The sequence below is a fragment of the Streptomyces rimosus genome, from assembly GCF_008704655.1.
GTDB lineage: Bacteria > Actinomycetota > Actinomycetes > Streptomycetales > Streptomycetaceae > Streptomyces > Streptomyces rimosus.
In genome coordinates this window covers 8,744,611-8,769,403 of the sequence record NZ_CP023688.1, presented here as the reverse complement: position 1 = coordinate 8,769,403, position 24,793 = coordinate 8,744,611, and the positions used below count along the sequence as shown (strand labels likewise).

The window sequence follows — 24,793 nt, the reverse complement described above, 5'->3', positions numbered from 1 at the left end:
CTCCACCCCCCTTCCGGGTTAACGCCACGGCCCTCCGAGCGGTCGGCGCATCCGCCCCTCTCCAGGGACGACACCCTGCCGTCGGGCTCTGTCGCCGCATCGGCCGGCGTGCGGCAGGTGCCGCAGGACGAACACGACCAGGCTCGGCGGGTGGCTGAAGCGGCGGCCGGCGGACCGGGTGCTCGTGGAGTGGACGCCGGACGAGCCGGTGCAGGTCACCGCGGGCCCGCGCCGCACCACCCCGCTGTACCTGGCCACGGACGGCACCGCTCTGCACGGATCCTGGGAGATGGGCGACCTCTCCTCGTTCGCGGGCGGGCTGAACGCGCGGGAGGTCACCCGGCTGCTGCTCTACCGCCCCCGCTACAGCACCAGCACCGTCTTCACCGGCATTCACCGCCTGAGAGAGCGGGCCACCGCGCACTTCGGCGGCGCCCTGTTCCCGCGCTGCCCCGAAGCCGCCCTGCACAGCGGTCCCCGCGACCTGGCCGACGACGCCGACGTACTCGGGGCATTCGTGCAGGCGATGGGGGACGCCTGGGACACCCGGCCCCTGGAGACGGTAACGACCGCTGCGCATCTGACCGGCGGCTTCGACAGCGGCGTCCTCGCCACACGCGCCGCTGCACCGCGACTGCACCCACGTCAACGGCGAGTCAGCCCGTACGACGAGCCGCTGTACCGCCCGTTCCAGCGGCTGACCGAAGGGCTGGCCGCCTTCGGTGTGCGCGCTGTGGTCACCGGTCTGGGCGGCGACTAGATGATGGCCCTCCGCCAGGCGGAGTACCCGCACCAGCCGATGGGCGCTCTGTCCGACGCCGCGAGCCCGTGCGGCGGGCGGCCTACCGCGCCGGCTTGCCCGCCGTCCGGCGGAGTGCGGCCTGCTGCGCGAGGCCGGTCAGGCGGTGCGCAGGGGCATTTCCGTCCGGTGCCTCGCGGGTTCCGGCCGCACGCCGCCGCCTCGCTGCGGCCCGGGATGCGGTGAGTCTCACCTCGGCTCTCGTCGGCCACTGCGCCGCGCGCCGGGCTGCCCCCGACTCCGCCGCCAGTGCCCGGCGCTTCCTCGGCCTGGCCCAGGTCCTGCTCCCCACCTGGACGCACGGCTGGCCCGCGTTGCCGGCCCGGGCACCGGCGGGCCCATGTGCTGACACGGCGCTCACGCCGCCCTGACTTCCTTCGCACGGCTTCCCGGCGCCGGGCGGCGGTACCCGCCTGGGGCCGGGCCCGCACCGGACCTGTCCCACTGGCACGGATGGCCGATGCCGCAAGCCCTCGGTCACCGGTGCGCCGCCCTGTCGTGGCTGCACCGCGTTGGCCAGCCGCCGCCCGGCGCCTGCCCTTGGCGTTGACCGCTCGGATGGCGGAAGCCCTGCTGGTCATCGGGAGGCCCCGCCCTCCACCCCTTGCTACCTTTTTCCCTATTGCCGGATTTATCCTGCCGTGAGGTCGGCAGACCGAACAACGCGGGGATCGCACTCATGACGCACAGCAGCGCTCGGCGGCGCGGCCTCCCGCCGCCTCCGGCCGCGGAGGCCGTCCCGGGCCAGGGGGCCGGGGCCGGGCCGTACGACTATGCGCGGTTCAGCCGACTGGCGGGCCCGCTGACCGAACCCGGCCCGGAGGAGCCCGGCGTCCCCTATCGGGTGCGCTACCGCAGTCTGCTGGGCGCCGGGAAGCACCGGGTGCGCACCGCGCTGCTGCTGGCCGGCGCACCGCTCGTCTCGCTGGGTCTGCTGGTGTGGCTGATGCAGCCGCAGCACTGGGTGCACCGCCCGGGGGTGAGCGCCTGGGAGCGGGCCGCGGACCTGGTCATGCTCATATCCCTGGGGCTGCTGGAAGGTTTCCGCCTGGTCAACGTGGCCTCCAACGCGCACGCCACCTTGATGGCGCGCGATCCCATACCGGTGGTGGCTGCGCCGGGCTCCCGGGTGGCGCTGCTGACCAGTTTCGTGCCCGGCAAGGAGCCCCTGGCCATGGTGCGGGCCACACTGCAGGGGGCGCGGGCGGTACGCCACCGGGGGCGGGTGGACGTGTGGCTGCTGGACGAAGGCAACACCCGGGCGGCGCGGCAGCTGTGCCGCGAACTGGGGGTGCGCCACTTCTCCCGGAAGAACGTCGTGAAATGGAACCAGCCCTCGGGGCCGTTTCGCGCCCGCACCAAGCACGGCAACTACAACGCCTGGCTGGACCGGCACGGGCACGCCTACGACTTCATGGCCGGGGTGGACACCGATCACGTGCCGCTGCCGGAGTTCCTGGAGCGGATGCTGGGCTACTTCCGTGACCCGGACGTCGCCTTCGTCGTCGGCCCCCAGGTCTACGGCAACTGCACCAGCGCGCTCGCCCGGGCGTGCGAGAGCCAGCAGTTCCTCTTCCACGCCCTGATACAGCGGGCCGGCAACGCCTACCGGGCCCCGATGTTCGTGGGCACCAACAACTGCGTGCGCATCGGCGCGCTGAAGCAGGTCGGCGGGCTGTACGACTCGATAACCGAGGACATGGCCACCGGCATGGAGATCCACCGGCACCGCAACCCGGCCACCGGACAGCGGTGGCGCTCGGTGTACACCCCCGACGTCCTGGCGGTCGGCGAGGGACCGGCCACCTGGAGCGACTTCTTCAACCAGCAGCTGCGCTGGAGCCGGGGCACCTACGAGACGCTGGGCCGCCAGTTCCCGCGCGCCGTGCGGTCGCTGGCGCCCGGACGCGTCCTCAACTACGCGCTGATGATCGCCTACTACCCGCTGACGGCCGTCAACTGGGCTCTCGGCGGCCTGTCGTGCCTGCTGTTTCTGGGGCTGGGGGCCTCCGGCCTGCACATCGAGACGCAGGTGTGGCTGATGCTCTACAGCGATGCGGCGGCCCTGCAGATCGGCCTGTATCTGTGGAACCGCCGGCACAACGTCAGCCCGCACGAGCCGCAGGGCTCCTCGGGCGCGGCCGGGATGGCACTGTCGGCGCTGGCCGCCCCGCTGTACGCGCGCTCCCTGACCGCGGCCCTGCTGCGACGCAAGGCCGGCTTCGTGGTCACCGCCAAGGGAGAGACCGCCAGCCCCGACACCTGGCGCACCTTTGCCACCCACCTGGGCTGGGCGTCGCTGTTCGCCGGCTGCCTGCTCGCCGCGCCGCTGCTCGGCCATCTGCACATCGCCATGTGCCTGTGGGCCGCCCTGGCGCTCGTCATCGCCCTGGCCCCGCCCCTGCTGTGGCGCCTGGGCGCCCGCACCGCCGCGGCCGCGCCGGATCGCAGCGTCCCGCCGCACCCGACTGCGGCTGCGGCTGCGGCGGTGCCCGCACCGCCCTAAGGCGCACGGCCCGCGCCACTCGAAAGGACTTCTTCGTGCCCCGTCGTTCCCGCATCCGCTCCCGCAAGAGCGCCTACGGTATGGCCGCCCTGCTGGCGCTGGCGGGCCTGAACGCCCCGGCCGTCTACGGCTTCGCCACCCGCGCCTACCACCAGTACACCATCAGCCGGCCGGAGTACCTGGCCCGCTACGGACGCTGGGAGAGCGTCGAGATCCCCGAGCGCCGGCGCATCAACACCATCCACGCCGCGCTGCTGCACACCGGCAAGGTGCTGCTGCTCGCCGGCTCCGGCAACGACGCCAAGCAGTTCGCCGCCAAAACCTTCCGCAGCGTGCTGTGGGACCCGGCCACGAACACCTTCACCGAGGTGCCCACCCCCCGGGACCTGTTCTGCTCCGGGCACGCCCAGCTGCCCGGCGGGCGGCTGCTGGTGGCCGGCGGCACCGCTCGTTACGAAAAGCTCGAAGGCGACGTCCACCGCGCCGGCGGCACCATGATCGTCGCCAATGAGTACCCCGACGCCCCGAAAACCCTGCCCGCCGGCACCGTCTTCCGCTCACCGGCCGGCAAGATCTACCGCTCCCAAAGCGCCGTCGTGCTGCCCCGGGCCCGCAAGACGACCGCCGCCGGGGGCCAGCGGGTGCAGATCAGCGCCAGCCGCACCCCGGTATACGTGGAAGCCGACCGCCCCGGCCCTCAAGGCGCCACACATACCGCCGCCCGCTACACCATCAACGGGCTCACCGGTGCCGACGCCCGCAACCACTACGGCACCGCCAGCAAACTCGCCCTGGACAAGAAAGACTTCCAGGGCATCCGCCACGCCTACGAATTCGACCCGGTCGCCGAACGCTACCTGCCCACCGCCCCCATGGCCCGGGCCCGCTGGTATCCGACCCTGGCCCCCCTGACCGACGGCACTGTCCTGGCCGTCTCCGGCCTGGACGACATGGGCCAGATCATCAACGGCCACAACGAGATCTACCGTCCCGCCACCCGCACCTGGTCCACCGGGCCCACCCGATACTTCCCCACCTACCCCGCCCTGTTCCTGACCGCCGACGGCCAGCTGTTCTACTCCGGCGCCAGCTCCGGCTACGGCCCCGCCGACCGCGGCCGCCGGCCCGGGCTCTGGGACGTACGCGCCAACACCTTCCGGCCCGTGCCCCAACTGGCCCAGGCCGACCGCAGCGAGACCGCCGCCACGGTCCTCCTGCCGCCCGCCCAGCAACAGCGCGTCATGATTCTGGGCGGCGGCGGGGCCGGCGAGTCCCCCCTGTCCACCGGGCGCACCGCCATCGCCGACCTGACGAGCCCCGCCCCCCGGTACCGCACCGGCCCCAGCCTGGGCCGCGGCACCCGCTACCTGAACGCCGTGCTCACCCCCGACGACCAGCTCTTCACCACCGGCGGGTCGGGCGACTACCGCGGCAAGGGCGCCAGCGACCATCACACTGCCCAGTTCTACGACCCGGCCCGCAACGTCTTCCGCCCGGCCGCCGACCCCACCATCGGCCGCAACTACCACGCCGCGGCCCTGTTGCTACCCGACGGCCGGATCGCCACCTTCGGGTCCGATCCCCTGTTCGCCGACGCGGCCAACACCCGGGCCGGTTCCTTCGAACAGCGCATCGAGGTCTACTCCCCGCCCTACCTCTACCGCACCGACCGCCCCCGTCTGCTGGGCGGTGTCTCGCGCATCGCGCGCGGCGCCGACGCCACCTTCACCCTCAAGTCGGCCACCGCCATCCGTACGGCCCGCCTGATGCGTCCCAGCGCCGTCACCCACACCACCGACATCGAGCAGCGCTCCATCGCCCTGGACATCGCCCAGCACGGCACCCGCCTGCGCGTGAATGTGCCCCGCTCCCCCGGTCTGGTCCCGAGCGGCTGGTACATGCTCACCGTCACCGACGCCCGCGGTACTCCATCACCGGCCCGCTGGCTGCAGGTGACGTAGAGACCCGACAGCATCGCCCGGCGCCGTCCCGCCCCGGGCACCAGCCGTCCCAGCCCCGGCGTGCGCGGACCGCGCCGTCCCGCCTCGGGCACCATCCGTCCCAGACCCGGCGTGCGCGGACCGCGCCGTCTCCTGCCCCGGCACGGCGTGCGCCAGAGCCACGGCGTACGGCATCCACCACCGGCCCGCCGGCGGCCCGCCCCGGCAGGCGCCGTCCGACTCCCCCGGAACCTTGACCCACAGATAGGCATCCAGGCGGGGGTGCCCCGTCGACGCGGTGGGCAGCCGCCCCAGCGCCCGGCCCGGCGGATTGCACCACGCCTCACCGCCGTTGGGGCCCGCGCCCGCCACCGCCGGCGGTGGGCCGTTGCCGTTACGGCTGGTGTCGATCACAAAGTGCGCCCCGCCCAGCGCCCGGGAGATCTCTTCGCCGTACGCCACCGTGGTCCGGGTGGTGTGAAAACTGGCGACGTTCAACGCGAATCCGTCGGCCCGCCGCCCACCCGAAGCGGCCAGCGCGGCGGCCAGCCGGTCGGTGTCACGGACCCAGCCGGGATTGCCCGCGTCCAGATACACCCGCACCCCGGGGCCGTGTTTGAGCGTATCGACCGCCTCGGCGAGCAGCCGCTGCCGCAGCTGCTCAGGCGCGCAACCGGTCAGGGCCTGCGCCACCGCGTCGGGCTCCAGGATCACCACCGCCCGCCGGTCGCCCAGGCCCGCCGCCAGGCGGCCGACCCACCATCGGTACCCGGCCGCATCCGCAGCACCCCCGGCCGAGTGCTGGCCGCAGTCCCGCCCCGGAATGTGATAGGCCACCAGCACCGGCACCCGCCCCACGGCTTCGGCCGCCATACTGACCTCCCGGGCCCGCGGCAACGGATCCCCTTGCGTCAGCCAGACCGCAACCGGCTGCCCGGCCAGCCATCGCAGCACAGCCCGCTCCGCCCCACCCCCGCCCGCAACGCCGTCCAGCGCCCGGCGCGCAGCATTGTCCGGGTCGACCCACAGCCCTCCCTGCCACGGCGCCGCAGGCAGCGCCGGCCCGCCGATCCATCCCCCACACGTCAACAGCACTCCCACGACCATCAGGCGGACCCCGGACTGGCCCCGGCCCCGCCGCCGCATCCCGCTCCACCTGCCCATATCCCTGCCATCCTTCGTCACCCCCGTCTCGGCTGCCCCTCGGCCCCACCCTGACCGAGCGCGCTGTCCACGGCAGGCCCGCTAGGCCGAACGGCCGGAAGCCAGACCAGCGAACCCCACAGGCTCCAGCGCGGCCGCGAACACGCCTGGTGCCAGGCGGGCGGCACCCCAGGAGACATGCCGGACTCGCCCCGGCGGATACAGCCGCGAGCCGACGCCGGCACGACTGACCACGCCGATGCCCGGATGCTCCACAACCCGCCATCAAGCAGCGGCGCCCCGGTGACGTTGCACCCTGGGCGGGTGGTCGGCCGCGATCTTCCGGGGAGACCTCGCCGTCCAGCGCAGCGGCGACATCACCTCCCCGCACGCATCCGGTGCGACAGGTGCCACCAGCGCGGATCACAGACCGAGATCCGCGTCCGCGGCCCTTTTCCGCCTGCCGCCAAGCCGACGCACCCCGTCCCAGCACCCGGGCTTCGGCCCCGTCTCGCCGCTGCCGATCGTCCAGATGCGGAAACAGCCTCTGATACTTCAGTCGCGCTCCCCCATTTGCGCTGGTTAGCGTTTCCGTATCAGGTCTAGCTGACTGGTGGCGCGTCATGAGGCGACGGTTCGTGTCTCCCCCGGATGAGCTTGTTGCCGCGGCAGCGGATGCGGGACTGCGTACGGGTCTGCTGGGCCCGGCCGACCGCAAGAACAGTTGGCAGCTTGCCAAGCATGCGGGGCCATGCCACGCCATACGGCCTGCAGCGCCTGCTGTCGTGGCACCGGCGGAACTCCGTCGACATCCGCGACGCCCTGCAGGACTACGCGGCCGAACGGCGCGGCGAGCCAGGCCGCGTGCTGCTCGTGGACGACACTTCACCAAGAAAGGCACCTTCTCAGCCTGGGACATCACCGTACTCGGGTCCGCTGGCGTACAACGACCGGCGTAGACGCAGAGGGCGGTGGCATCGGGGGCGTGCGTGGGGCGGGGGCACGGCGGGCACCGGTCAGCACGCTTCACATCCACCAGCAGGAGCGTCTCGATCGCCAGGGCGCAGGCCCACGCGGTCACACCCGCCGGCGATCAGCAACACGCCGAAGCGCCGCCCGGGCAGACATCGGCAGCGCCGCGGCAGAGCCGAAACCGGTGCGGACGGCGGTGTCGGCTCCGCCAGCCTCGATGGAAGGCGCACTTACGCCGCGAGTCTCGTGACACCGCGCAGCGCAGAACCCGTCAACTCGCCACGCCATCGCTCACCAGCACTGGTGAGCTGCTCAACCTGCGGCCGGTTGGCCTCAGGAGTTGAGCCCCGGTTAGGCGTTGATGCAGGGCTGTCTCAGCGTCCTTCAGGTGTCTGTCCGCGGTTTCTTGGCGCCGGTGGCGGGTGCTGGTGGCCCTTCTGCTGCGTACGCATCTGCCGTGTAACGCTCCCGCCCTCGCCGAAACCAGCCGACGGGGATTCCTCACCTCTCACCTGCCGCCGCCCCAACGCCGGGACATCTTCCCCCTCTCCGTCACCGGACGGTCGTACCTCAGGTCGTCGAAGAGCCTGGCCGATTCCCTGGCGTCCCACTTCAATACGTTGCCCTTGGGTGTGGGGACGCCGATGCCGGACAGGGGGACGTTGATCTGTTTGCCGTGTCCGCCTGCGACGCTTTGTACGGCTAGGAAGATCTGGCTGAGATCGCGCAGGGTCATGTCCTTGTCGACGATGAGTGTGTCGAGCCCGGCCTGCATGGCTGGGCCGATCTGTGTCGGGTCGAAGAGGGTGTCGGGCTGGGCGGCCTGGTGGGCGAGGGTGGAGAGGAACTTCTGCTGGTTTTTCGACCGGCCCAGGTCGCCCTGCCTCTCCTGGTGCCGCTGGCGGACGAAGGCGAGCGCCTGCCTGCCGGTCAGGGTGTGACAGCCTTTGCGCAGGTCGGCGCCCGACTTCTCGTCCTTGATGTCCCGGTCCAGGCACATCCGGACGCCGCCGATGGCGTCGACGATGTTCACGAACCCGGCGAAGCCGATCTCCGCGTAGTGGTCGATGCGCAGCCCGGTGTTCTTCTCGACGGTGTGTACGAGCAGTTCGGGGCCGCCGTAAGAAAAGGCGGCGTTCAGCTTGTCCCTCTCGGGCCGCTTGGTCTTCCCCGTCGTCGTGTCGAGGCGGCCGGGCACGGTGATCCAGGAGTCGCGCGGCAGGCTGATCATGCTGGTTCCCCGGGACCCGGAGTGCAGCAGCATCATGGAGTCGGTGCGCCGACCGCCGCCCCCGCCGGCGTGCAGGTCTTTGACGTCGTCGTCCGAGAGTCCGTCGCGGCTGTCCGAGCCCACGATGAGGTAGTTGGTCCCCTCGCCGGGCGGCGGTCGGTCCCCGTACGCGCCGAGGTCGACGTCACGTTGGAGCCGGGTCTCGGCCCAGCCGTACGTGCCGCCCGCCGCGACGACCACAACGGCCAGCAGGACGAGCACCGCCCGCCGCAGCCTCCTGCGCTTCTTCGGCTGCCGGGCGTGGGCGCGCCGGGGCCCGTAGCGCGAGCTGGGGCGTTCGGCGAACCGCTCACGCGCGGCGGTTCCTTCCGGGGCCGCGTACGGGCCCTGGCCGGCGGCGGGCACACCCGGATCAGCGTACAGTTTTGGGCCAGCACGCAGGTCAGGATCGGCGAGCGAACCCGGATCGGCATACAGACCCGGATCGGCGAGCGAATCTGGATCGGCGTACAGCTTCGGCTCGGCGTACGGGCCCCAACCACCCGCCGACTTGTGTCCGGCCCGCTGGTCGAGCGGGTCTGTCATGGTCAGCTCCCTCGGTCATGTCCCAGGGTCATTTCCCAGGTCGGACCGGCGCGGCCGCGCGCCGGTTCCCCTCCCGTGCGTTCCGCCGTCCCCTCACTGCGGCGACAGGCTCCGCCGCGGGGGTAGGTCCTGCAGCGGCGCTTCGGACGTCTCCGCGAACGGCGCTTCGAGCAGATACGGGTCGGCGGTTCCGGTGCGCTTCATGGTGTGCCACTTCAGGCGGGTGCCGAGCAGCGCCGTGGTCACGGAGTGGATGACCACCAGGTACATCAACTGCCGGTAGACGAACTGCTGGAGCGGCAGCACCCACAGCACGCGCAGCCGTTCCCGGTCGAGCCGCAGTGCGTACGCGGCGGTGACCAACTGGACGGCGAGGAAACCGAACCAGACGAGGGCGGCCTCCCCGGGGTCGCGGAACAGCGCCCCGAAGAGGGCGAACAGGTCCACGACCGGTGCGCACAGCGGCAGCACGATCTGGAACAGCGTGACGTAGAGCAGCACGCGACGGCCGAAGCGTCCGGCGGGGCCGACCTCCTTCACCGTGTGACGGTGCTTCCACATCGACTGGAGGGTGCCGTAGCACCAGCGGTAGCGCTGGCGCCACAGCTGTCGTACGGTGCTGGGCACCTCGGTCCAGGCGACCGCCGACTCCTCGTAGACGACGCGCCAGCCGGCCCGCCAGAGCGCCATCGTGAGGTCGGTGTCCTCGGCCAGGGTCTCGTCGCTGACACCGCCGACGCCCATCAGCGCGTCTCTGCGGAAGGCGCCGATCGCTCCCGGGACCGTCGGCATGCACTCCAGGACCTCGAACATCCGCCGGTCGAGGTTGAAGCCGAGGACGTACTCCAGGTGCTGCCATTTGCCCATCAGGCGGCGCCGGTTGCCGACCTTGGTGTTGCCGCTGACCGCGCCGACCGCCGGGTGGGCGAGCGGCTGGATCAGCCGGGCCAGCGCCGCGGGCTCGAAGATGGTGTCCGCGTCGACCATGACGACGATGTCGTGGCGGGCGTACGCCAGGCCGGTGTTGAGGGCGCTGGGCTTGCCGCCGTTGGGCTGGCGGATCACCGTCACCCGCGGATCGTCGATGCCCTCGGCGATGTCGGCGGTGGAGTCGGTCGAGCCGTCGTCGATCACGATGATCTGCAGGTGCGGGTGGGTGGAAGCCAGGAGCGAGTACACGGTGGAGGCGATGCCGGCCTCCTCGTTGTACGCCGGCACCAGGACCGTCACCGGGTCCCGCACCGCGCGCAGCCGTGGTGCGCCGGGCCGGTACCGGTGCAGCCTGCGGACGTGGAGGCGGGCGAACAGCGCGAACAGGAGCATCCGCAGGACGCCGAGCACGCCCGTGAGGGTCAGTGTCCACACCATCACGGTGAGGAAGGCGTGCCCGAGCCGCTGCGACCAGATCAGGCCCTCGCCCTTGATCTTCTCGGTGGCCGGGACCTCTTCGAGGAAGGAGGCGCGGCCGAGTCCGCCGCTGATGGTGGTGAACCGTTTCGCGCCGCGGTCCTCCAGCAGATCCTTGGCCTCGTGGTAGCCGAGGTCGGTGTGGCTGTGCTGCGTCACCACCCCCCGCCACGGCTTGCGGTCCTTGTGATCCGAGGCGACCACCAGGTACCCCTGCGCCGCCGCGCGCTTCGCGGCCGGCCACTCGGGGCCGCAGAGCGTGTCCGCGGCCGTGGTGTGCGGCAGCCTCAACAGGGTGGTGTTGATGCCGGCCGCGCCCGCGAAAGCGGCCTGAGTGAGTGGCAGTTCGAGCCGTGCGCGCAGCGGGGAGGCGACACCGAGGTCGCCGCCGCTGTAGGTGTACGAGCCGATCTCGTGCCCGTCGTGCAGGATCTGCCGCACCAGCTCCGGGTTCCGGGCCGCGTCCTTCCCGTGGAGGAAGAAGGTCGCCCGCGCATGGTGGCTGCGCAGCAGGTCGAGCAGACGCGGCGTCCACACCGGGTCGGGCTCGCCGTCGAAGGTGAGCGCGACGGTCCCGGGGGGCATGGCCGCGGTGGCGACTCCCGTCGGGCCGAACCGCAGCAGCGGCTTTCCGTCGTCCGCCTCCCGCGGGATCGGCCGGGTGCACGGCGGCTTGGTGCGCGCGGCGTCGACCTGGTGGGTCGTCCAGCCCTCGAAGACCAGGGCGACGGCGACCACCAGGAGGACCAGCAGGAGCACGAGCCAGTGTCCGCGCGGCGGCCGCCGGACAGCGGCGGCGTGCCGGCTCACTGCTTCGGGCCTCCGGCCGGCGGGGCGGATCTGCCGGCCGGCGGGCGGCGGCGGTCGTCGCGGTCCGCTCGGTTCCTGGCCGACGGCCGGTGTGCCTCGGCCCGGGCCGGTGCGCCGCGGCCGTACTGCGATGTGCCGGTGCCCGGACCGGACGGCGCCGGTCCGTTCATACTCGGCGGGTGCGTGCCGACTGGCTGCCGGAGCCCGCTGACCAGCATGCCGACGAACGCCAGGTACCCGAGGCAGGAGCAGCCCACGGCCAGCGCCATGCCTTGCAGCGTCCGCCTGCGCCAGCCCGACCGGGAGATGAAGACGGGATGTTGGGGAGCGGCGGCTTCGGGAGGCCGTGCCGCCGGGGTCACGTGAGGCGCCGCGCCCTGGTACGGCATGCGCGGTGCCATGTCCCGCCCCGTGTGCGGCGCCGGGTACTGCTCCCTGCGGGCAGGGGGTACGGACGACCGTCGCCCGTCGTGCGGTGTGCTGGCTATGTGGGGGATGCCCTGCACTGATGCTCCTGATCTGCGGCCGCGCACGCGCGGCTCTTTGTCTGTGGGGGACACGGACCCGGGGGCCCGCTGTACTGCCCGTGAGACGCCGGAGCCGCATCCCGGTGCCCGGCGCGTACGGGCGCTTCCCGTACGTGCGCATGCCATGCGGCCTTCCCGGGTGGGGCCGGGAAGGCCGCGTAGACATGTGCCCTCGCAAGGGCCGGGAGGACCGGGTACAGCCCTCAGTGATCACGCAGCCCCCCGACCCTACTCGCGCACCCGGGTGGCACGGCAACAGGCCAATCCGGCCTTCACCTCGCGATAAACGACATTTACAGCGTCGAAATCCCGGTCACACGCGCCGTCGCGCCGCGCTCCGTACGCAAGCACGGCCGTTGACGGCGATACGGCGTCACGGCGTCATGGCGTCACCGAGAGGCACGCAGGCCGACCATGATGCAGAGCCCCCTCCCGCCGCCTCGACGCCCGCAGCCTCCGCGGCCTGGCCCACCCCTTGCGCATGCGCATCTTCGAGGTGCTCAGCCTCGACGGTCCGGCCACCGCCACCCACCTCGCCGCCCGCCTCGGTGAGAACACCGGTACCGTCAGCTGGCACCTGCGCCACCTCGCCGAACACGGCTTCATCGAGGAGGAGACCGGGCGCGGCACCAAGCGCGAGCGCTGGTGGCGGCGGGTCGCGGCCGACAACGACCTGTACACGGCCGACTTCCGGGACGACCCCGACAGCCGGGGACCGCTGTCGGTGTACCTGCACGAACTGGTACAGCTGTACTTCCACCGCGTCACGGACTACGTGAACGGCGACTGGGACGACACCTGGCGGCGCGCCGGCACCCTCGCGGACTGGCACAACCTGCGACTAGCACCCGAGCAACTGGCCGCTTTGAACGCCGAGTTGGCCGAGGTCGTCGCCCGGCACACCCCTCCCCCGGACGCCGACCCGGCACCCGGCGCGCTCCCCGTCGTCGTCCAACTCCAGTCCTTTCCGCGCGAAGAGCGCGGCGCGGGGTGAACGCCTGGAGCAGCGGCGGGCTACTGCGGCGCCACCGCGACTTCCGGCTGTTGTGGTGCGGTGAGACCGCCGGCAAGTTCGGCGCCTCGGTCACCGGGGTGGCGATGCCGCTCATCGCCGTGTCCACTTTGCACGCGGGACCGTTCGAGGTGGGGCTGTTGAGCACGGCGGCCTGGCTGCCGTGGCTGGTCATCGGTCTGCCGGTGGGTGCCTGGGTGGACCGGCTGCGGCGCCGGCCGGTGATGCTGGCGTCCGCCGCCGTCTCCTGCGTCCTGTTCGCGGCCGTGCCGGTCGCGGCGTGGCGCGGCCTGCTCGGTACGGGGCTGCTGCTGGCCGTCGCCCTGCTGACGGGTACGGCGACGGTGTTCTTCCAGACCGCGTACACCGCCTACCTGCCGAGCATCCTGGCGCCCGACGACCAGGCCGAGGGCAACGCCAAGCTGCACGGCAGCGCGTCCGCGGCGCAGCTCGCCGGGCTCGGCTCCGGCGGGCTGATCGCGCAGGCGGCGGGGGCGGTGAACGGGATGTTCGCCAACGCCGCGACGTTCCTCGTGTCGTTGCTGTGCCTGACGGGCATCCGGCACCGCGAGCCCCGGCCCGGCCGGGCGGAGCGGCGGCCCGGCGGGCCGGCCGGTGAGGTCGGCGAGGGGCTGCGGCTGATCGCCGGTGATCCCTGGCTGCGTACGCTCACGCTGTTCGGTGCCGCTTCCAACCTGGCCCTGATGGGGTATCAGTCGATCCAGGTGGTCTTCCTCGTCCGGGAGGTCGGCCTGGCGCCCGGCGTGGTCGGCGGGCCGGCCGCCGCGACCGGGGCGGGCGGCGTGGCCGGCGCCTTCGTCGCCCGCCGCGTTGCGGCGCGGGTGGGGACGTCCCGCGCGACGCTCCTGTTCGAGTTCGGTCTCGCCCTGTTCGCGCTGCTCATCCCGCTGACCACGGACGGCGCCGGGGTCGTGTTCTTCCTGGCCGGCGGCTGCTGTGTCTCGGCGGGCGTGGTGGCCGGGAACGTACTCAAAGCGGGGTTCCAGCAGCGGTACTGCCCGCCGCGGCTCCTCGGCCGGGTCACCGCCGGTTCGGCCTTCCTCGGGTACGGCACGATCCCGCTCGGCTCCCTGCTCGGCGGCGCGCTCGGGTCCGCGCTCGGGCTGCGGGCGACCCTGTGGATCACCACGGCGGGGATTCCGCTCGCCGCCGTGATCCTGCTCTGCTCACCGCTGCGGCGCGCCCGCGATCTGCCGGTTTCCCGGCAATGGCCCGGCGACGAGGGCTCGTTGTCCGGTGGTGGCGGGGAGGCGGCGCTGCCCCGGCCGTGACGTACGGGCGGCGCGCTCCACTCCGTACGGAGTTGGTCCAGACCTATTGACGGCCCCTGCGGGTCACCCTACGGTTCGGGCAGCGCGACGCGCGGGTTCCGGCCACCGCCCGCACGCCGCCACCCCCGTACGCCCCCGCTCGGCACCACCCCCCACCCACGCTCCACCGGTTCCCCCTCCTCAGTCACCGCCGGCCACGGCCGGAAAGGAGCACATCATGTTCGGTCGGGCGCTTCGCCTGCTCGGAATCGGCCTGGCGATGGTCTGCGCCGCCCAGTTGCCGGCCGCCGCGGCCCCGCACGCCGCACCCCGGGACACCACCTGTCCGGTCAAGTCCAGACCCGCGGGCAAGGTGCTCCAGGGGTACTGGGAGAACTGGGACGGCGCCGCCAACGGCGTCCACCCGCCGTTCGGCTGGACCAAGATCACTGATCCCCGGATCGCCCAGCACGGCTACAACGTCCTCAACGCCGCCTTCCCCGTGATCCGCTCCGACGGCACGGTCCTGTGGGAGGACGGCATGGACGCGACCGTGAAGGTCGCGACGCCGGCCGAGATGTGCGAGGCCAAGGCCGCGGGGCAGACGATCCTGATGTCCATCGGCGGCGCCGCCGCGGGCATCGACCTCAGCTCCAGCAAGGTCGCCGACCGGTTCGTGGAGACGGTGGTGCCGATCCTGAAGCAGTACAACTTCGACGGCATCGACATCGACATCGAGACCGGGCTCACCGGCAGCGGCAACATCAACACCCTGTCCGCCTCGCAGGCCAACCTGATCCGCATCATCGACGGCGTGCTCGCCCGGATGCCGTCGAACTTCGGCCTGACCATGGCGCCGGAGACGGCGTACGTCACCGGCGGCAGCGTCACCTACGGCTCGATCTGGGGCGCCTACCTGCCGATCGTGAAGAAGTACGCGGACAACGGGCGCCTGTGGTGGCTCAACATGCAGTACTACAACGGGAGCATGTACGGCTGCTCCGGCGACGCGTACTCCGCCGGTACCGTCCAGGGCTTCACCGCGCAGACGGACTGCCTGAACAAGGGCCTGGTGATCCAGGGCACGACCATCAAGGTCCCCTACGACAAGCAGGTCCCGGGCCTGCCGGCGCAGCCGGGCGCGGGCGGCGGCTATATGTCACCGGGCCTGGTCGGCCAGGCGTGGAACACCTACCGTGGCGGGCTGAAGGGCCTGATGACGTGGTCGGTCAACTGGGACGGCTCGAAGGCGTGGTCGTTCGGCAACAACGTCAAGGCGCTCCAGGGGCGCTGATCCGCGCGCCGCAGCGGTACGCCTCCGACGCGGTACGCAGGTGAACCCGTACGCGGGCGGGCCCGGGCCTACGTCCGGGCCCGCCCGCGCAGGGGCTCAGCTCTCGCCCTCCTGGGAGGGGTGCAGGCCCAGCATCTCCAGGAGCATCTTCAGCTCTTCGGCGTCGCGCGCCTGGCCGGCCAGGGTCAGCCGGGCCTGCTGCCGCACGGCGCCGGCCTCGTCGTGCTCGGGCTCGGCCGGGTCAGTCGGGTTCTCGCTGCGGTGGTCTTCCTTAATCATCACCGCCATTGTCCCATCCCCCCGGAAGGCGCGGACACCCCGGGGCCCGGCCGGCCGGAGCGGAGTCCGCGCTACCGATTTCTGAAGCCGCCTTCAGAAAATGCGAATTCCGCTCCCGCAGACCGGTCGATCCGGGTAATTCTGAAGGCGCTTTCAGGTTCTCCGGAATTACCGAGACCTTTTGACCATCCCACGCATTGCGTGCCATCATTCTTTTCGGCGCCGGCCCCGGGAGGCCGCCGCGCCGCCGTGCCGAAGAATTCGAGGAGGTGGTCGTTGTGCTCTACGGCGAACCTCCCAGTTGCCCACGCCGCCCCAGCTGACCGGGCCGCATGGCCCGCATGAATTCTTACGGGTACTGCCATGAATTTCCTCCGGTTTCCGGCCGGCGGCGCGCTGCGCGCTGCCCGCCTGCGCCCCGTGGACCTCCTGGTCCTCTGCGGCGTTCTCGCCCTTCTGTTTCTCATCGTACGGGTCGGTGCCACCGCCGACCGTCCTTTCGACCCCGGAAATCCGCCGGCCGTCTCCACCGATCCGCGGCATCTGCCGTACTATGCGGCGCGTTCCGTGCTGCGGATGTTCGCGGGGCTGGTGCCCGCGGTGCTCTTCACGTTCGTGTTCGGGACCTGGGCGGCCCGGTCCCGGCGGGCGGCCAAGGTGATCGTCCCGGCGGTCGACATCCTGCAGTCCGTACCGGTGCTGACTTTTCTGAGTATCACCGTCACCGGATTCGTCGCGCTGTTCCCGCACTCCACGCTGGGCCTGGAATGCGCGTCGGTCTTCGCCGTCTTCACCGCGCTGGTGTGGAACATGGCGCTGGCCTTCTACCAGTCGCTGACCACCCAGCCCAGGGAGCTGGACGAGGCGGCCCGGCTGATGGGGCTGACCCGCTGGCAGCGGTTCTGGAAGCTGGACGTGCCCAGCGGCATGATCGCCCAGGTCTGGAACGGCATGATCAGCTTCGGTGCCGCCTGGTTCGCGCTCAGCGCCTCCGAGACGATCACCGTCAACAACCGGGACAACGCCCTGCCGGGCATGGGCTCGTACGTGGCCCAGGCGCTGGCCGACGGGGAGGGCGCCCGGGTCGTCCTGGCCATCGCCGTCATGGTCGCGATGGTGGTGTCGGTCAACTTCCTGTTCTGGCGGCCGGTGACGGCGTGGGCCGAGCGGTTCCGTACCGAGGACTGCGAGATCGCCGAGCAGCCGCGCAGCCGGGTCCTGGAGCTGCTGCGCCGCTCCACGCTGCCCGGCCGCCTGGGGCGCGCCCTGCGCCCGGCCGGTGAACGGCTCGACCGCGCGATGCGGGTGCTGGGCACCGGCGGCGGGCGGCTCGGGGCGGCCGGCGACGAGGCCCGGCGCAAGCGGGGCGACCTGGTCTTCTCCGTGCTGTACGCGCTGGCCGTCGCGGCGATCGGCTGGCAGGCGGTCTCCTACGTCCTGGCCCGCGTGCCGCTTCCCGAGATCGGCCACGACGCGCTGCTCGCGCTGATCACCTACGGCCGGGTGCTGCTGCTGGTCGCCTTCTCCACCGTGGTGTGGGTGCCCGTCGGCGTGTGGATCGGGATGCACCCCAGGGTCAACCGGATCGCCCAGCCGGTCGTGCAGGTGCTGGCGTCCTTCCCGTCGAACTTCGTCTTCCCGCTCGTCGTCATCGTGCTGGGCGCCTCCGGCATCTCGCTGAACTGGGGCTGCGTCGTGCTGATGGCGCTCGGCGCCCAGTGGTACGTGCTGTTCAACGTCATCGCGGGGGCCAGCGCCATCCCCGGCGACCTGCGCGAGGCCGCCGCCGACCTGGGGCTGCGCGGCCGGCTGCGCTGGACGAAGCTGATCCTGCCGGCGGTCTTCCCCTCGTACGTCACCGGCGCGCTGACCGCCTCGGGCGGCGCCTGGAACGCCTCGATCCAGGCCGAGATCGTCACCTACGGCAGCACCACGCTGACCGCGGTCGGCATCGGCGCGTACATCCAGCAGGCCACCGCCGACGGCGACTTCGCCCGCAACTTCCTCGGGGCCGTCCTGATGAGCGTCTACGTCGTCGTCATCAACCGGCTGTTCTGGCGGCGGCTGTACCGCTTCGCGATCAAGCGCTGCGCCCTGTAACGGCCCCTCCCCCTTCACTCCCCCGGCCCAGGCCGTCGGACCGCCGCGCGCCCGGACCGCCGTACCTCTCGGAGTCATCCCATGAACACCACTCCTGTGAACACCACCCCCGTCATCAGCGTCCGCGGCCTCCGCAAGGACTTCCCCGGGCCCTCCGGCGGCGTCCTGACGGTCCTCGACGACGTGACCTTCGACCTGTACGAGGGCCAGGTCGTGGCGCTGCTCGGCAAGTCCGGGTCGGGCAAGTCGACGCTGCTGCGCCACGTCGCCGGGCTGCTGGCGCCCTCCGGCGGCACCGTGCACTACCGGGGCGAGCCGGTCACCGGCCCCAACCGCGGCACCGCGATGCTCTTCCAGTCCTTCGCCCTGATGCCGTGGCTGACGGTGCAGCAGAACGTCGAACTCGGCCTCCAGGCCCGCGGCGTGCACGCCGTCGAGCGGCGGGGCCGGGCGCTGCGCGCCATCGACATGGTCGGCCTGGACGGCTTCGAGAACGCCTACCCCAAGGAGCTGTCCGGCGGTATGCGGCAGCGGGTGGGCTTCGCCCGCGCCCTGGTCGTCGAGCCGGACGTGCTCCTGATGGACGAGCCGTTCTCCGCCCTGGACGTGCTGACCGCGCAGACCCTCCGCAACGAGCTGCTGGAACTGCTCGCCCACCCCGACTCCCCCACCCGCACCGTCCTGCTGGTCACCCACTCCATCGAGGAGGCGGTCCAGCTCGCCGACCGCATCCTGGTGCTCGACACCCATCCCGGGCGGATCAAGGCCGACCTGCGGGTCGCCCTGCCGCAGCCCCGCGACCGCCGCGACGACGGCTTCCAGGCGCTGGTCGAGGACGCGTACGAAGCACTGACCGGGCAGCGCACCGCGCCTGCTGCCGGCCCCGGTCAGGACCCGCTGCGGGCCGCCGAGCCGCTGCCGACCGCCACCGTGGAAGCGCTCACCGGCCTGCTGGAGGTCCTGGACACCCGGGGCGGGGCCGTGGAGCTGGCGGCGCTGGCCGACGCGCTGGCGTACGAGGTGGACGATCTAATGCCGGTGGTCGAGGCGGCGCAGCTGCTCGGCTACGCCAGGGTCGCGGACAACCGGCTGTACCTGACGGTCACCGGCCGCGGCTTCGCCCGTGCCGACATCCTGCCGCGCAAGCACCTGTTCGCGGCCGCCGCGCTCGCCAACGTCCCGCTGATCGCCACCATCCGCACGCTCCTGCTGGCCTCCGACAGCGGCCGGCTGCGCGAGCCGTACCTGATCGGGCGGCTGTGCGGCAACGCCTCCGAGCGCGCCGCGCACCGGCAGCTGGCCACCGCGGTCACCTGGGGCCGCTACGCCGAGCTGTACGAGTACGACGCCGACGACCGTGTGCTGCTGCTCCCCGCCGAGCACCGCCGCCACGCCGCCTGAGCGCGGGGCCCGGCGCCACGGGTCCCGACCGCGCCCACCGGTACTCCCGAGGAGGATCACCGTGAAGCCGCACCAGATACCGCACCAGATACCCGTGAAGCCGCACCGGACCACGCCGGGTCCGGCCGTCCCGAGCCCGCCGGAGTCCGTCGCGGGCACCACCGGGGCCCTCCGCGCCCTGCTCGCCGTTGCCGTGCTGCCGGCGCTGGTGGTCGCCGCCGTCGCGCTGTCCCCGCCGGCCGCCACCCCGCTGATCTGCGCGGGGCTGCTCGGGGCGGGCTGTACGGCGGTGGTCTTCGCCGTCGCGGGATGGCGCTGCCTGTCCCGCCGTACGCCGAGGAGCCGGACCCGGTGAGAACGTCCACCCGTGGCGCCGCTGCCTGTGGCGCGCGGCGCCCCGGCCTCCGTATCGCCGTCCCCGCCCTGCTCCTCGCCGGACTGCTGGCCTTTCCCGGGGTACTGCCCAACAGTCCGGGGCACCTCGGGAGTCTGGCCGAGACCGCGCTGCCCTGGTTCGGTGCGCTCGTGCCGGTCCTGCTGGGGTGGGCGGCGATGCGCCGCTCCGTGGTGGGGGTGGCCGCCGCGCTGGTGCCGGGGGTGGTGTGGGCCTGTGTGTTCCTGCCCGGCTATCTCCCGGGCGGGGACGGCGCGCGGGCCGACTTCCACGTCCTGACGTTCAACGTCGGCGGCGACCGCACCGCGCCCGCCGAGGTCGCCCGGCAGGTGATCGGCACGGGGGCCGACGTGGTGGCGCTGGAGAAGGTGCCCGCGTCGGCCATGCCCGCGTACGAACGGGCGCTGGGCGCGGTCTACCCGCACCATGTCACGGCCAACACCCTCGGCCTGTGGTCCCGTTACCCGGTGCGCGGGACGGCGAACCTGAACCTGGGCGGCGCCTGGCCGCACGCCGTACGGGCGCTCGTCGCCACCCCCGGCGGCGACACCGCCGTATACGCCGTGCGCCTGCCGTCCGTACGGGTGCGGGCGGACGCGGGCTTCACCGTGGACGCGCGCGACCGGAGCGCGGCCGAGCTGGCCGGCCGGGTGCGCGAGGACCGGGCGGCCCGTGTGGTGGTGCTCGGCGATCTCAACGGCAGCCTGCGCGACCGAGGGCTGGCACCGCTGGCCCGGCAGCTGGCCGCCGCCCAGCGGGAGGCCGGGCGCGGCCCCGGCTTCACCTGGCCCGCGGCGTTCCCGCTCGTACGCATCGACCACGTCCTGCTGCGCGGTCTGACGGCCACCGGGTCCACCGTCCTGGCGGACCACCTCGGCAGCGATCACCGGCCGGTGCTGACCGGGCTGCGCGGAGCGGACGGTACGTGAGGCCGCCGGTCGCCGACGTACCGGAACGGCCGATCGCCGGGTTTGTCCGGGCGGGCCGCTGGACACCCAGTCTGCGTACGTTCGAAACGATCTCCCTTCAGAACGAATTCCAGGAGGCGTCCATGACAGCGCAGGTCGGCGACGAACTGTGGGACGAGTTCCACCGGGCCGTCAACATGACCTCACGCGAGCTGCAGGAGTGGCTGAGCGTCGAGGCCGCGGGCGAGAACAGCGAGGAGGTTCCCGACCGGGCCGGGCGGCCCCTCGGGCGGCAGGTCCTGGAGATTCTCGGCAAGCGCCGTACCGACCTCACCGACGCCGACGCGGCGGCCATGCGCCGTGTCGTCGAGATCATCCGTACCCAGCGCCCGGCCGGTACGGACGTCACGGCCGGTGGCGCGGACTGGCGCCACGGTCTGATGGACATCGGCCACGACCCGCTGAAGCCGGAGTGAGCGCCTGACCGCTCGCTCACCTCCCCAGCGCCCGCGTCCGTAACGCCAGCAGCGCCGCGAAGCGGAAGTCCGGATCGGCGAGGCGGCCGTCGAAGAGGGCGTCCAATTGGCGCAGGCGTTTGCGGGCCGTCTGGGGATGGATGCCCAGGGCCTGCGCGACCTCGGGGGCGCTGCGGCCCCAGGACATGAGCAGGGCGTCGAGTGTCTCCGCCAGCCGCGCCGCGCGGCCCGCGGGCAGTCCGTCGAGCGCGCCGAGCGCCCGGTCCGCCAGCAGGCGCCCGATGTGCGCGCCACCCAGCAGGTGCACCTCGGCCAGTCGGTCACCGACGGTCAGGAGGCCGCCGTCCGGCGCTCCCGTGTCCCGGTGGTGGTTCAGCGCCAGACGCACGCACACCAGCGACACCCAGGCGTCGCGTGGCGCGACGGCCGGGCCGAGTGCCGCGGTGCGGCCGCGGACCGCGCTCCGTACGTCCTCGACACCGGTCGGGCCGCCGTCCCCCGGCTCCGGAAGGACCACCACGAGGTCCGCTCCGCGCGACAGCGCCAGGACCTCCCCGCCTAGCCCCGGCATGGTGAACCGGCTGCCCGCCGCGTCCCGTACGACGAGGCAGGCGACCCTGCGGGGCAGCGGCCAGCGGGCCCGCGCGGCGAGCGCTTCGAGCGGTTCGCGGGGCGTGCCGCGCGGCTGTTCCAGCAACGCCTGCGCCAGGGCGCGCCGGCTGCGCTGCACCTCGCCCTCCGCACGGGCCTGGGCGGCGACGAACCCCCTGACCGCCTCGTTGGACAGGGCGTTGATGTGGGTCAGCACCGCTTCGTGCAGCGGCAGGACGATCTCGGTGGGCAGCGAAGCCGTACGGGCGATCTCCGCGTAGCGGCGGCTGCCGACCCGAGCGCCGACGCGGAAGGCGGCCTGGAGGCCGTCCGTGGTGCGCCCGTTGAGGAATTCCACGCGCCCCAGGTGGCGGAAGTGCCGGACGTGATGGTCCTGGGTGCTCTCCGGGGCCTCCGTCAGCTCCGCGAACTGGCGCATCGCGCGGCACACCGAGTCGACCAGGTCGCGCCCCATGGAGGAGTCGAGCGGGCGCCGGTAGGCGGGCACCTCGTCGCGGATGGCCTCGACCATGTCGGAGGCGATGGCGTCGATCCGGGGGCGCAGCAACGAGCCGAAGGACGTCGGGAGTTCGTGCCAGGGGCCGCGCGCGAACGTCTCGCCAGACGGGTTCTGCATCGCGGGCCTCCTCCGGGCCGTGGACAACGGGGCGTTCGAGTCCCCGGGCCGGGATCGTGCCCCGTTCCGGCCCCGGCGGTCCAGCCCCGTACGCGCCCGGTGCCGCGACGGCCCGCCGCCCGCCGCTGCCCGCGGCCCCGCCGGGAGCTCCGGCGCCTGACCCGGCAGTCCCCGAAGATGTCATCCACGTGACATATTTCTCGCCATCGGGCCCTTTTCCCTGGCGTAACGGCCCTTGCGGCGCGAGCGTGGTCCCGACGTTACGCGCCGGTAGCTTCTTGGCCCCGGTACTCAGGGGTGCCGGTCCGGCGTGCCGCGTCCGCCCTTCTTGTGTCCGTACCGAACCACGGCAAGAGGAGTACACGTGATGCGCAGCAACGGGACCACGCGCACGAGACGCCGCCGGCCACTGGCCGCACTGACCGGCCTGCTGGTGACGGCCGGTCTGGCGCTGGCCGGCACGACCACGGCCGCGAGCGCCCAGACCGCGCCCGCTCGGACCACCGCCGCACCGGCGGCCTCCGCACCGCACGCGACCGCCTCCCCCACCGCCGCCGACCCCGTCGGGCCGCGGCAGGGCGACTTCCTGTCCGCCTTCCTCTACTCGGTCGCCAAACCGACCGCCCTGCCCATCGGCGCGAACGACTGGTCGTGCAAGCCGGGCCGGACCCATCCCCGTCCGGTCGTCCTCGTGCACGGCACGTTCGAGAACCGGTACGCCAACTGGGCCGCCCTCTCCCCCACGCTCAAGGACGCCGGCTACTGCGTCTTCGCCCTCAACTACGGAGGTACCCGGGGCCCCATTCTCGCCACCGGCGACATCGCGAAGTCGGCCGGACAGCTCGATACGTTCGTCGACCGGGTGCGGGCGGCGACCGGCGCGGACAAGGTCGACCTCGTCGGGTACTCGCAGGGCGGCATGATGCCGCGGTACTACATCAAGAACCTGGGCGGGGCCGCGAAGATCGACAAGCTCGTCGCCTTCGTACCGACCAACCACGGCACGTCGCTCCTCGGCTTCGGCCTGCTGGCCCGGCTGATCCCCGGCGCCGATGTCGTGGCCGGCGCGGTCTGCCCCGCCTGCGAGCAGCAGGTCGTCGGCTCGCGCTTCATCAAAGAGCTGAACGCCGGCGGCGAGACCGACCCGGCCGTCGACTACACCGTCATCACCACCTGGTACGACGAGGTCGTGACCCCCTACTCCTCGGCGTTCCTGGCCCCGGCCCGCAACGTCACCAACGAGACGGTCCAGAGCCACTGCCTGATCGACCCCATCACCCACCTCAACATCACCTACGACCGGACGGCGACCCGCCTCGCCCTGAACGCGCTCGACCCGGCCCACGCCCAGCGCCCCACCTGCTGACGCGGCAGGGCCCCGGCGGGCCGCGTGCGACCGCCGGGGCCCTGGTCGGGGAAGGTCCGCAGAACTGGCAGTATCGAGGGATGGCAGAACTGATCACCGCCGCCTGCGACGGGGCGTCGAAAGGAAACCCCGGGCCCGCGGCCTGGGCATGGGTCATCGCGGGAGCCACGGGCGCCGTGGAGCGCTGGGAGGCCGGGCCGCTGGGCACCGCGACCAACAACGTGGCGGAACTGACCGCGCTGCGGGAACTGTTGGCGGCCACCGACCCCGCCGTGCCGCTCCAGGTGCGGATGGACTCGCAGTACGCGATGAAGGCGGTCACCACCTGGCTGCCGGGGTGGCGCAAGAAGGGGTGGAAGACCGCGGCGGGCAAGCCGGTGGCCAACCGGGATCTGATCGTCGCGATCGACGGGCTGCTCGCCGGGCGGTCGGTGGACTTCGTGTACGTACCGGCGCACCAGGTCGACGGTGACCCGCTGAACGCGGCGGCGGACGGGGCGGCCAGCGAGACCGCCCGTACCCAGCAGGCCATCGGCAGCGCCCTGGGCTCCGCGCTGCCGGAGCCGGAGCCGCCCGCCGCCTCCTCCGGCGGGGCGGCGCGGCCGTCGCGCGCCGGACGGGTCCCCGCGGCGCGCCAGGGCAAGGGCCGGCCGGCGTCGCGGGCGACCATCAAGGCGCGCTTCCCGGGGCAGTGCCGCTGCGGGCAGGCGTACGGCAAGGGCGAACCGATCTCGAAGAACTCCGACGGCTGGGGCCACCCGGCGTGCGCGGCGGGTGCCGGGGCGGCCGGATAGCGATACGGACGGCGGCGCGCCCGTGGGAGTCTTCCGCGGGGCGCCGCCGTCGGCGTTTTCTGCCGGATTCTTTTCACAAGAGGCTGCGGAAGATGAATATCCGTCGCATTTCACGGTCGCACCATCACATGAAATGCTTGTCCTACTTGTCGTACGAAAAACTATCAGCACCGGCGTCGACTGCGCTGCGGATAACTCGTCCGAGTGAAGTACCCGCCTGTTGACGCCGGCGTACTCCTCCAAGGCGGCCCGGTGATGGAATCCTTTCTTCCTGTGATCAGGGAGCTGCCATCCGGGGAGCCCCGCGACTCTGCAACTCCAGCCTCCCACCCGGCACTTGAACCGCCGCC

The 24,793-nt window shown here is 72.5% G+C and carries 18 protein-coding genes; 13 read left to right on the top strand and 5 right to left on the bottom strand.

The window, feature by feature from the left end:
- Positions 1-184 precede the first annotated feature (184 nt).
- From CP984_RS38330 to glxA, 3 genes are all read left to right on the top strand, one after another.
- Positions 185-760: a hypothetical protein gene (locus CP984_RS38330; RefSeq protein ID WP_129820880.1), complete on the top strand. Its 576-nt coding sequence runs from the start codon at positions 185-187 to the stop codon at positions 758-760.
- Between the two features lie 718 nt (positions 761-1,478).
- Positions 1,479-3,305: a glycosyltransferase family 2 protein gene (locus CP984_RS38325; RefSeq protein WP_003979542.1), complete on the top strand. Its 1,827-nt coding sequence runs from the start codon at positions 1,479-1,481 to the stop codon at positions 3,303-3,305.
- 35 nt (positions 3,306-3,340) lie between these two features.
- Positions 3,341-5,266: a radical copper oxidase GlxA gene (gene glxA / locus CP984_RS38320; RefSeq protein ID WP_030179303.1), complete on the top strand. Its 1,926-nt coding sequence runs from the start codon at positions 3,341-3,343 to the stop codon at positions 5,264-5,266.
- Here the strand turns inward: glxA and CP984_RS38315 are convergent.
- From CP984_RS38315 to CP984_RS38305, 3 genes are all read right to left on the bottom strand, one after another.
- Positions 5,237-6,352, bottom strand: a complete 1,116-nt coding sequence (locus CP984_RS38315; RefSeq protein ID WP_226048860.1) for a glycoside hydrolase family 6 protein — start codon at positions 6,350-6,352, stop codon at positions 5,237-5,239. The genes glxA and CP984_RS38315 overlap by 30 nt on opposite strands.
- A 1,516-nt stretch (positions 6,353-7,868) precedes the next feature.
- Positions 7,869-9,176 carry an LCP family protein gene (locus tag CP984_RS38310; protein WP_003979545.1) on the bottom strand — a complete coding sequence of 436 codons (1,308 nt, stop codon included), beginning with the start codon at positions 9,174-9,176 and terminating at the stop codon, positions 7,869-7,871.
- 93 nt (positions 9,177-9,269) lie between these two features.
- Entirely contained in the window at positions 9,270-11,393 is a 2,124-nt protein-coding gene (locus CP984_RS38305) for a bifunctional polysaccharide deacetylase/glycosyltransferase family 2 protein (protein WP_003979546.1), read from the bottom strand.
- A 990-nt stretch (positions 11,394-12,383) separates the two neighbouring features.
- Here CP984_RS38305 and CP984_RS38300 point away from each other — a divergent pair.
- The 3 genes from CP984_RS38300 to CP984_RS38290 all read left to right on the top strand — a co-directional run bounded on the left by CP984_RS38300 (position 12,384) and on the right by CP984_RS38290 (position 15,497).
- Entirely contained in the window at positions 12,384-12,914 is a 531-nt protein-coding gene (locus CP984_RS38300) for an ArsR/SmtB family transcription factor (RefSeq protein ID WP_226048859.1), read from the top strand.
- Positions 12,911-14,224 carry an MFS transporter gene (locus tag CP984_RS38295; protein WP_003979549.1) on the top strand — a complete coding sequence of 438 codons (1,314 nt, stop codon included), beginning with the start codon at positions 12,911-12,913 and terminating at the stop codon, positions 14,222-14,224. The genes CP984_RS38300 and CP984_RS38295 overlap by 4 nt, the downstream gene beginning before the upstream one ends.
- A 217-nt stretch (positions 14,225-14,441) precedes the next feature.
- Positions 14,442-15,497, top strand: a complete 1,056-nt coding sequence (locus tag CP984_RS38290; RefSeq protein ID WP_003979550.1) for a chitinase — start codon at positions 14,442-14,444, stop codon at positions 15,495-15,497.
- Between the two features lie 96 nt (positions 15,498-15,593).
- On the opposite strand, the gene CP984_RS38285 is transcribed toward CP984_RS38290, so the two are convergent.
- Positions 15,594-15,776 (bottom strand): hypothetical protein, encoded by a 183-nt coding sequence (locus CP984_RS38285; RefSeq protein ID WP_129820881.1) that lies wholly within the window; start codon positions 15,774-15,776, stop codon positions 15,594-15,596.
- 363 nt (positions 15,777-16,139) lie between these two features.
- Between CP984_RS38285 and CP984_RS38280 the strand changes: the two genes are divergently transcribed.
- The 5 genes from CP984_RS38280 (at position 16,140) to CP984_RS38260 (ending at position 21,055) form a co-directional block, all read left to right on the top strand.
- Positions 16,140-17,876: an ABC transporter permease gene (locus CP984_RS38280; RefSeq protein ID WP_003979552.1), complete on the top strand. Its 1,737-nt coding sequence runs from the start codon at positions 16,140-16,142 to the stop codon at positions 17,874-17,876.
- Positions 17,877-17,957: 81 nt separating this feature from the next.
- Positions 17,958-19,277 (top strand): ABC transporter ATP-binding protein, encoded by a 1,320-nt coding sequence (locus CP984_RS38275; RefSeq protein WP_003979553.1) that lies wholly within the window; start codon positions 17,958-17,960, stop codon positions 19,275-19,277.
- Between the two features lie 61 nt (positions 19,278-19,338).
- Positions 19,339-19,632 (top strand): hypothetical protein, encoded by a 294-nt coding sequence (locus tag CP984_RS38270; RefSeq protein WP_003979554.1) that lies wholly within the window; start codon positions 19,339-19,341, stop codon positions 19,630-19,632.
- The gene (locus CP984_RS38265; protein ID WP_157849534.1) at positions 19,629-20,600 is read left to right on the top strand and encodes an endonuclease/exonuclease/phosphatase family protein; all 972 of its coding nucleotides are present in this window, start codon (positions 19,629-19,631) and stop codon (positions 20,598-20,600) included. The genes CP984_RS38270 and CP984_RS38265 overlap by 4 nt, the downstream gene beginning before the upstream one ends.
- Positions 20,601-20,722: 122 nt before the next feature.
- Positions 20,723-21,055 carry a DUF3140 domain-containing protein gene (locus CP984_RS38260; protein WP_030179294.1) on the top strand — a complete coding sequence of 111 codons (333 nt, stop codon included), beginning with the start codon at positions 20,723-20,725 and terminating at the stop codon, positions 21,053-21,055.
- A gap of 16 nt (positions 21,056-21,071) precedes the next feature.
- On the opposite strand, the gene CP984_RS38255 is transcribed toward CP984_RS38260, so the two are convergent.
- Positions 21,072-22,283 carry a helix-turn-helix domain-containing protein gene (locus CP984_RS38255; RefSeq protein ID WP_003979557.1) on the bottom strand — a complete coding sequence of 404 codons (1,212 nt, stop codon included), beginning with the start codon at positions 22,281-22,283 and terminating at the stop codon, positions 21,072-21,074.
- 367 nt (positions 22,284-22,650) lie between these two features.
- Here CP984_RS38255 and CP984_RS38250 point away from each other — a divergent pair, with 367 nt between their 5' ends.
- Positions 22,651-23,649 (top strand): esterase/lipase family protein, encoded by a 999-nt coding sequence (locus tag CP984_RS38250; RefSeq protein WP_003979558.1) that lies wholly within the window; start codon positions 22,651-22,653, stop codon positions 23,647-23,649.
- A gap of 80 nt (positions 23,650-23,729) precedes the next feature.
- A complete protein-coding gene (locus tag CP984_RS38245; RefSeq protein WP_030179291.1) occupies positions 23,730-24,443 on the top strand; it encodes a ribonuclease H family protein in 714 nt (237 codons plus the stop codon).
- Positions 24,444-24,793 lie beyond the last annotated feature (350 nt).

Excerpts from the sequence above, each read along its gene's own strand:
- CP984_RS38325 (WP_003979542.1), top strand. The coding sequence starts at position 1,479 with ATGACGCACAGCAGCGCTCGGCGGCGCGGCCTCCCGCCGCCTCCGGCC.
- CP984_RS38315 (WP_226048860.1), bottom strand. The coding sequence starts at position 6,352 with ATGGTCGTGGGAGTGCTGTTGACGTGTGGGGGATGGATCGGCGGGCCG.
- CP984_RS38310 (WP_003979545.1), bottom strand. The coding sequence starts at position 9,176 with ATGACAGACCCGCTCGACCAGCGGGCCGGACACAAGTCGGCGGGTGGT.
- CP984_RS38290 (WP_003979550.1), top strand. The coding sequence starts at position 14,442 with ATGTTCGGTCGGGCGCTTCGCCTGCTCGGAATCGGCCTGGCGATGGTC.
- CP984_RS38285 (WP_129820881.1), bottom strand. The coding sequence starts at position 15,776 with ATGATTAAGGAAGACCACCGCAGCGAGAACCCGACTGACCCGGCCGAG.
- CP984_RS38280 (WP_003979552.1), top strand. The coding sequence starts at position 16,140 with ATGAATTTCCTCCGGTTTCCGGCCGGCGGCGCGCTGCGCGCTGCCCGC.
- CP984_RS38275 (WP_003979553.1), top strand. The coding sequence starts at position 17,958 with ATGAACACCACTCCTGTGAACACCACCCCCGTCATCAGCGTCCGCGGC.
- CP984_RS38260 (WP_030179294.1), top strand. The coding sequence starts at position 20,723 with ATGACAGCGCAGGTCGGCGACGAACTGTGGGACGAGTTCCACCGGGCC.
- CP984_RS38255 (WP_003979557.1), bottom strand. The coding sequence starts at position 22,283 with ATGCAGAACCCGTCTGGCGAGACGTTCGCGCGCGGCCCCTGGCACGAA.
- CP984_RS38250 (WP_003979558.1), top strand. The coding sequence starts at position 22,651 with ATGCGCAGCAACGGGACCACGCGCACGAGACGCCGCCGGCCACTGGCC.
- CP984_RS38245 (WP_030179291.1), top strand. The coding sequence starts at position 23,730 with ATGGCAGAACTGATCACCGCCGCCTGCGACGGGGCGTCGAAAGGAAAC.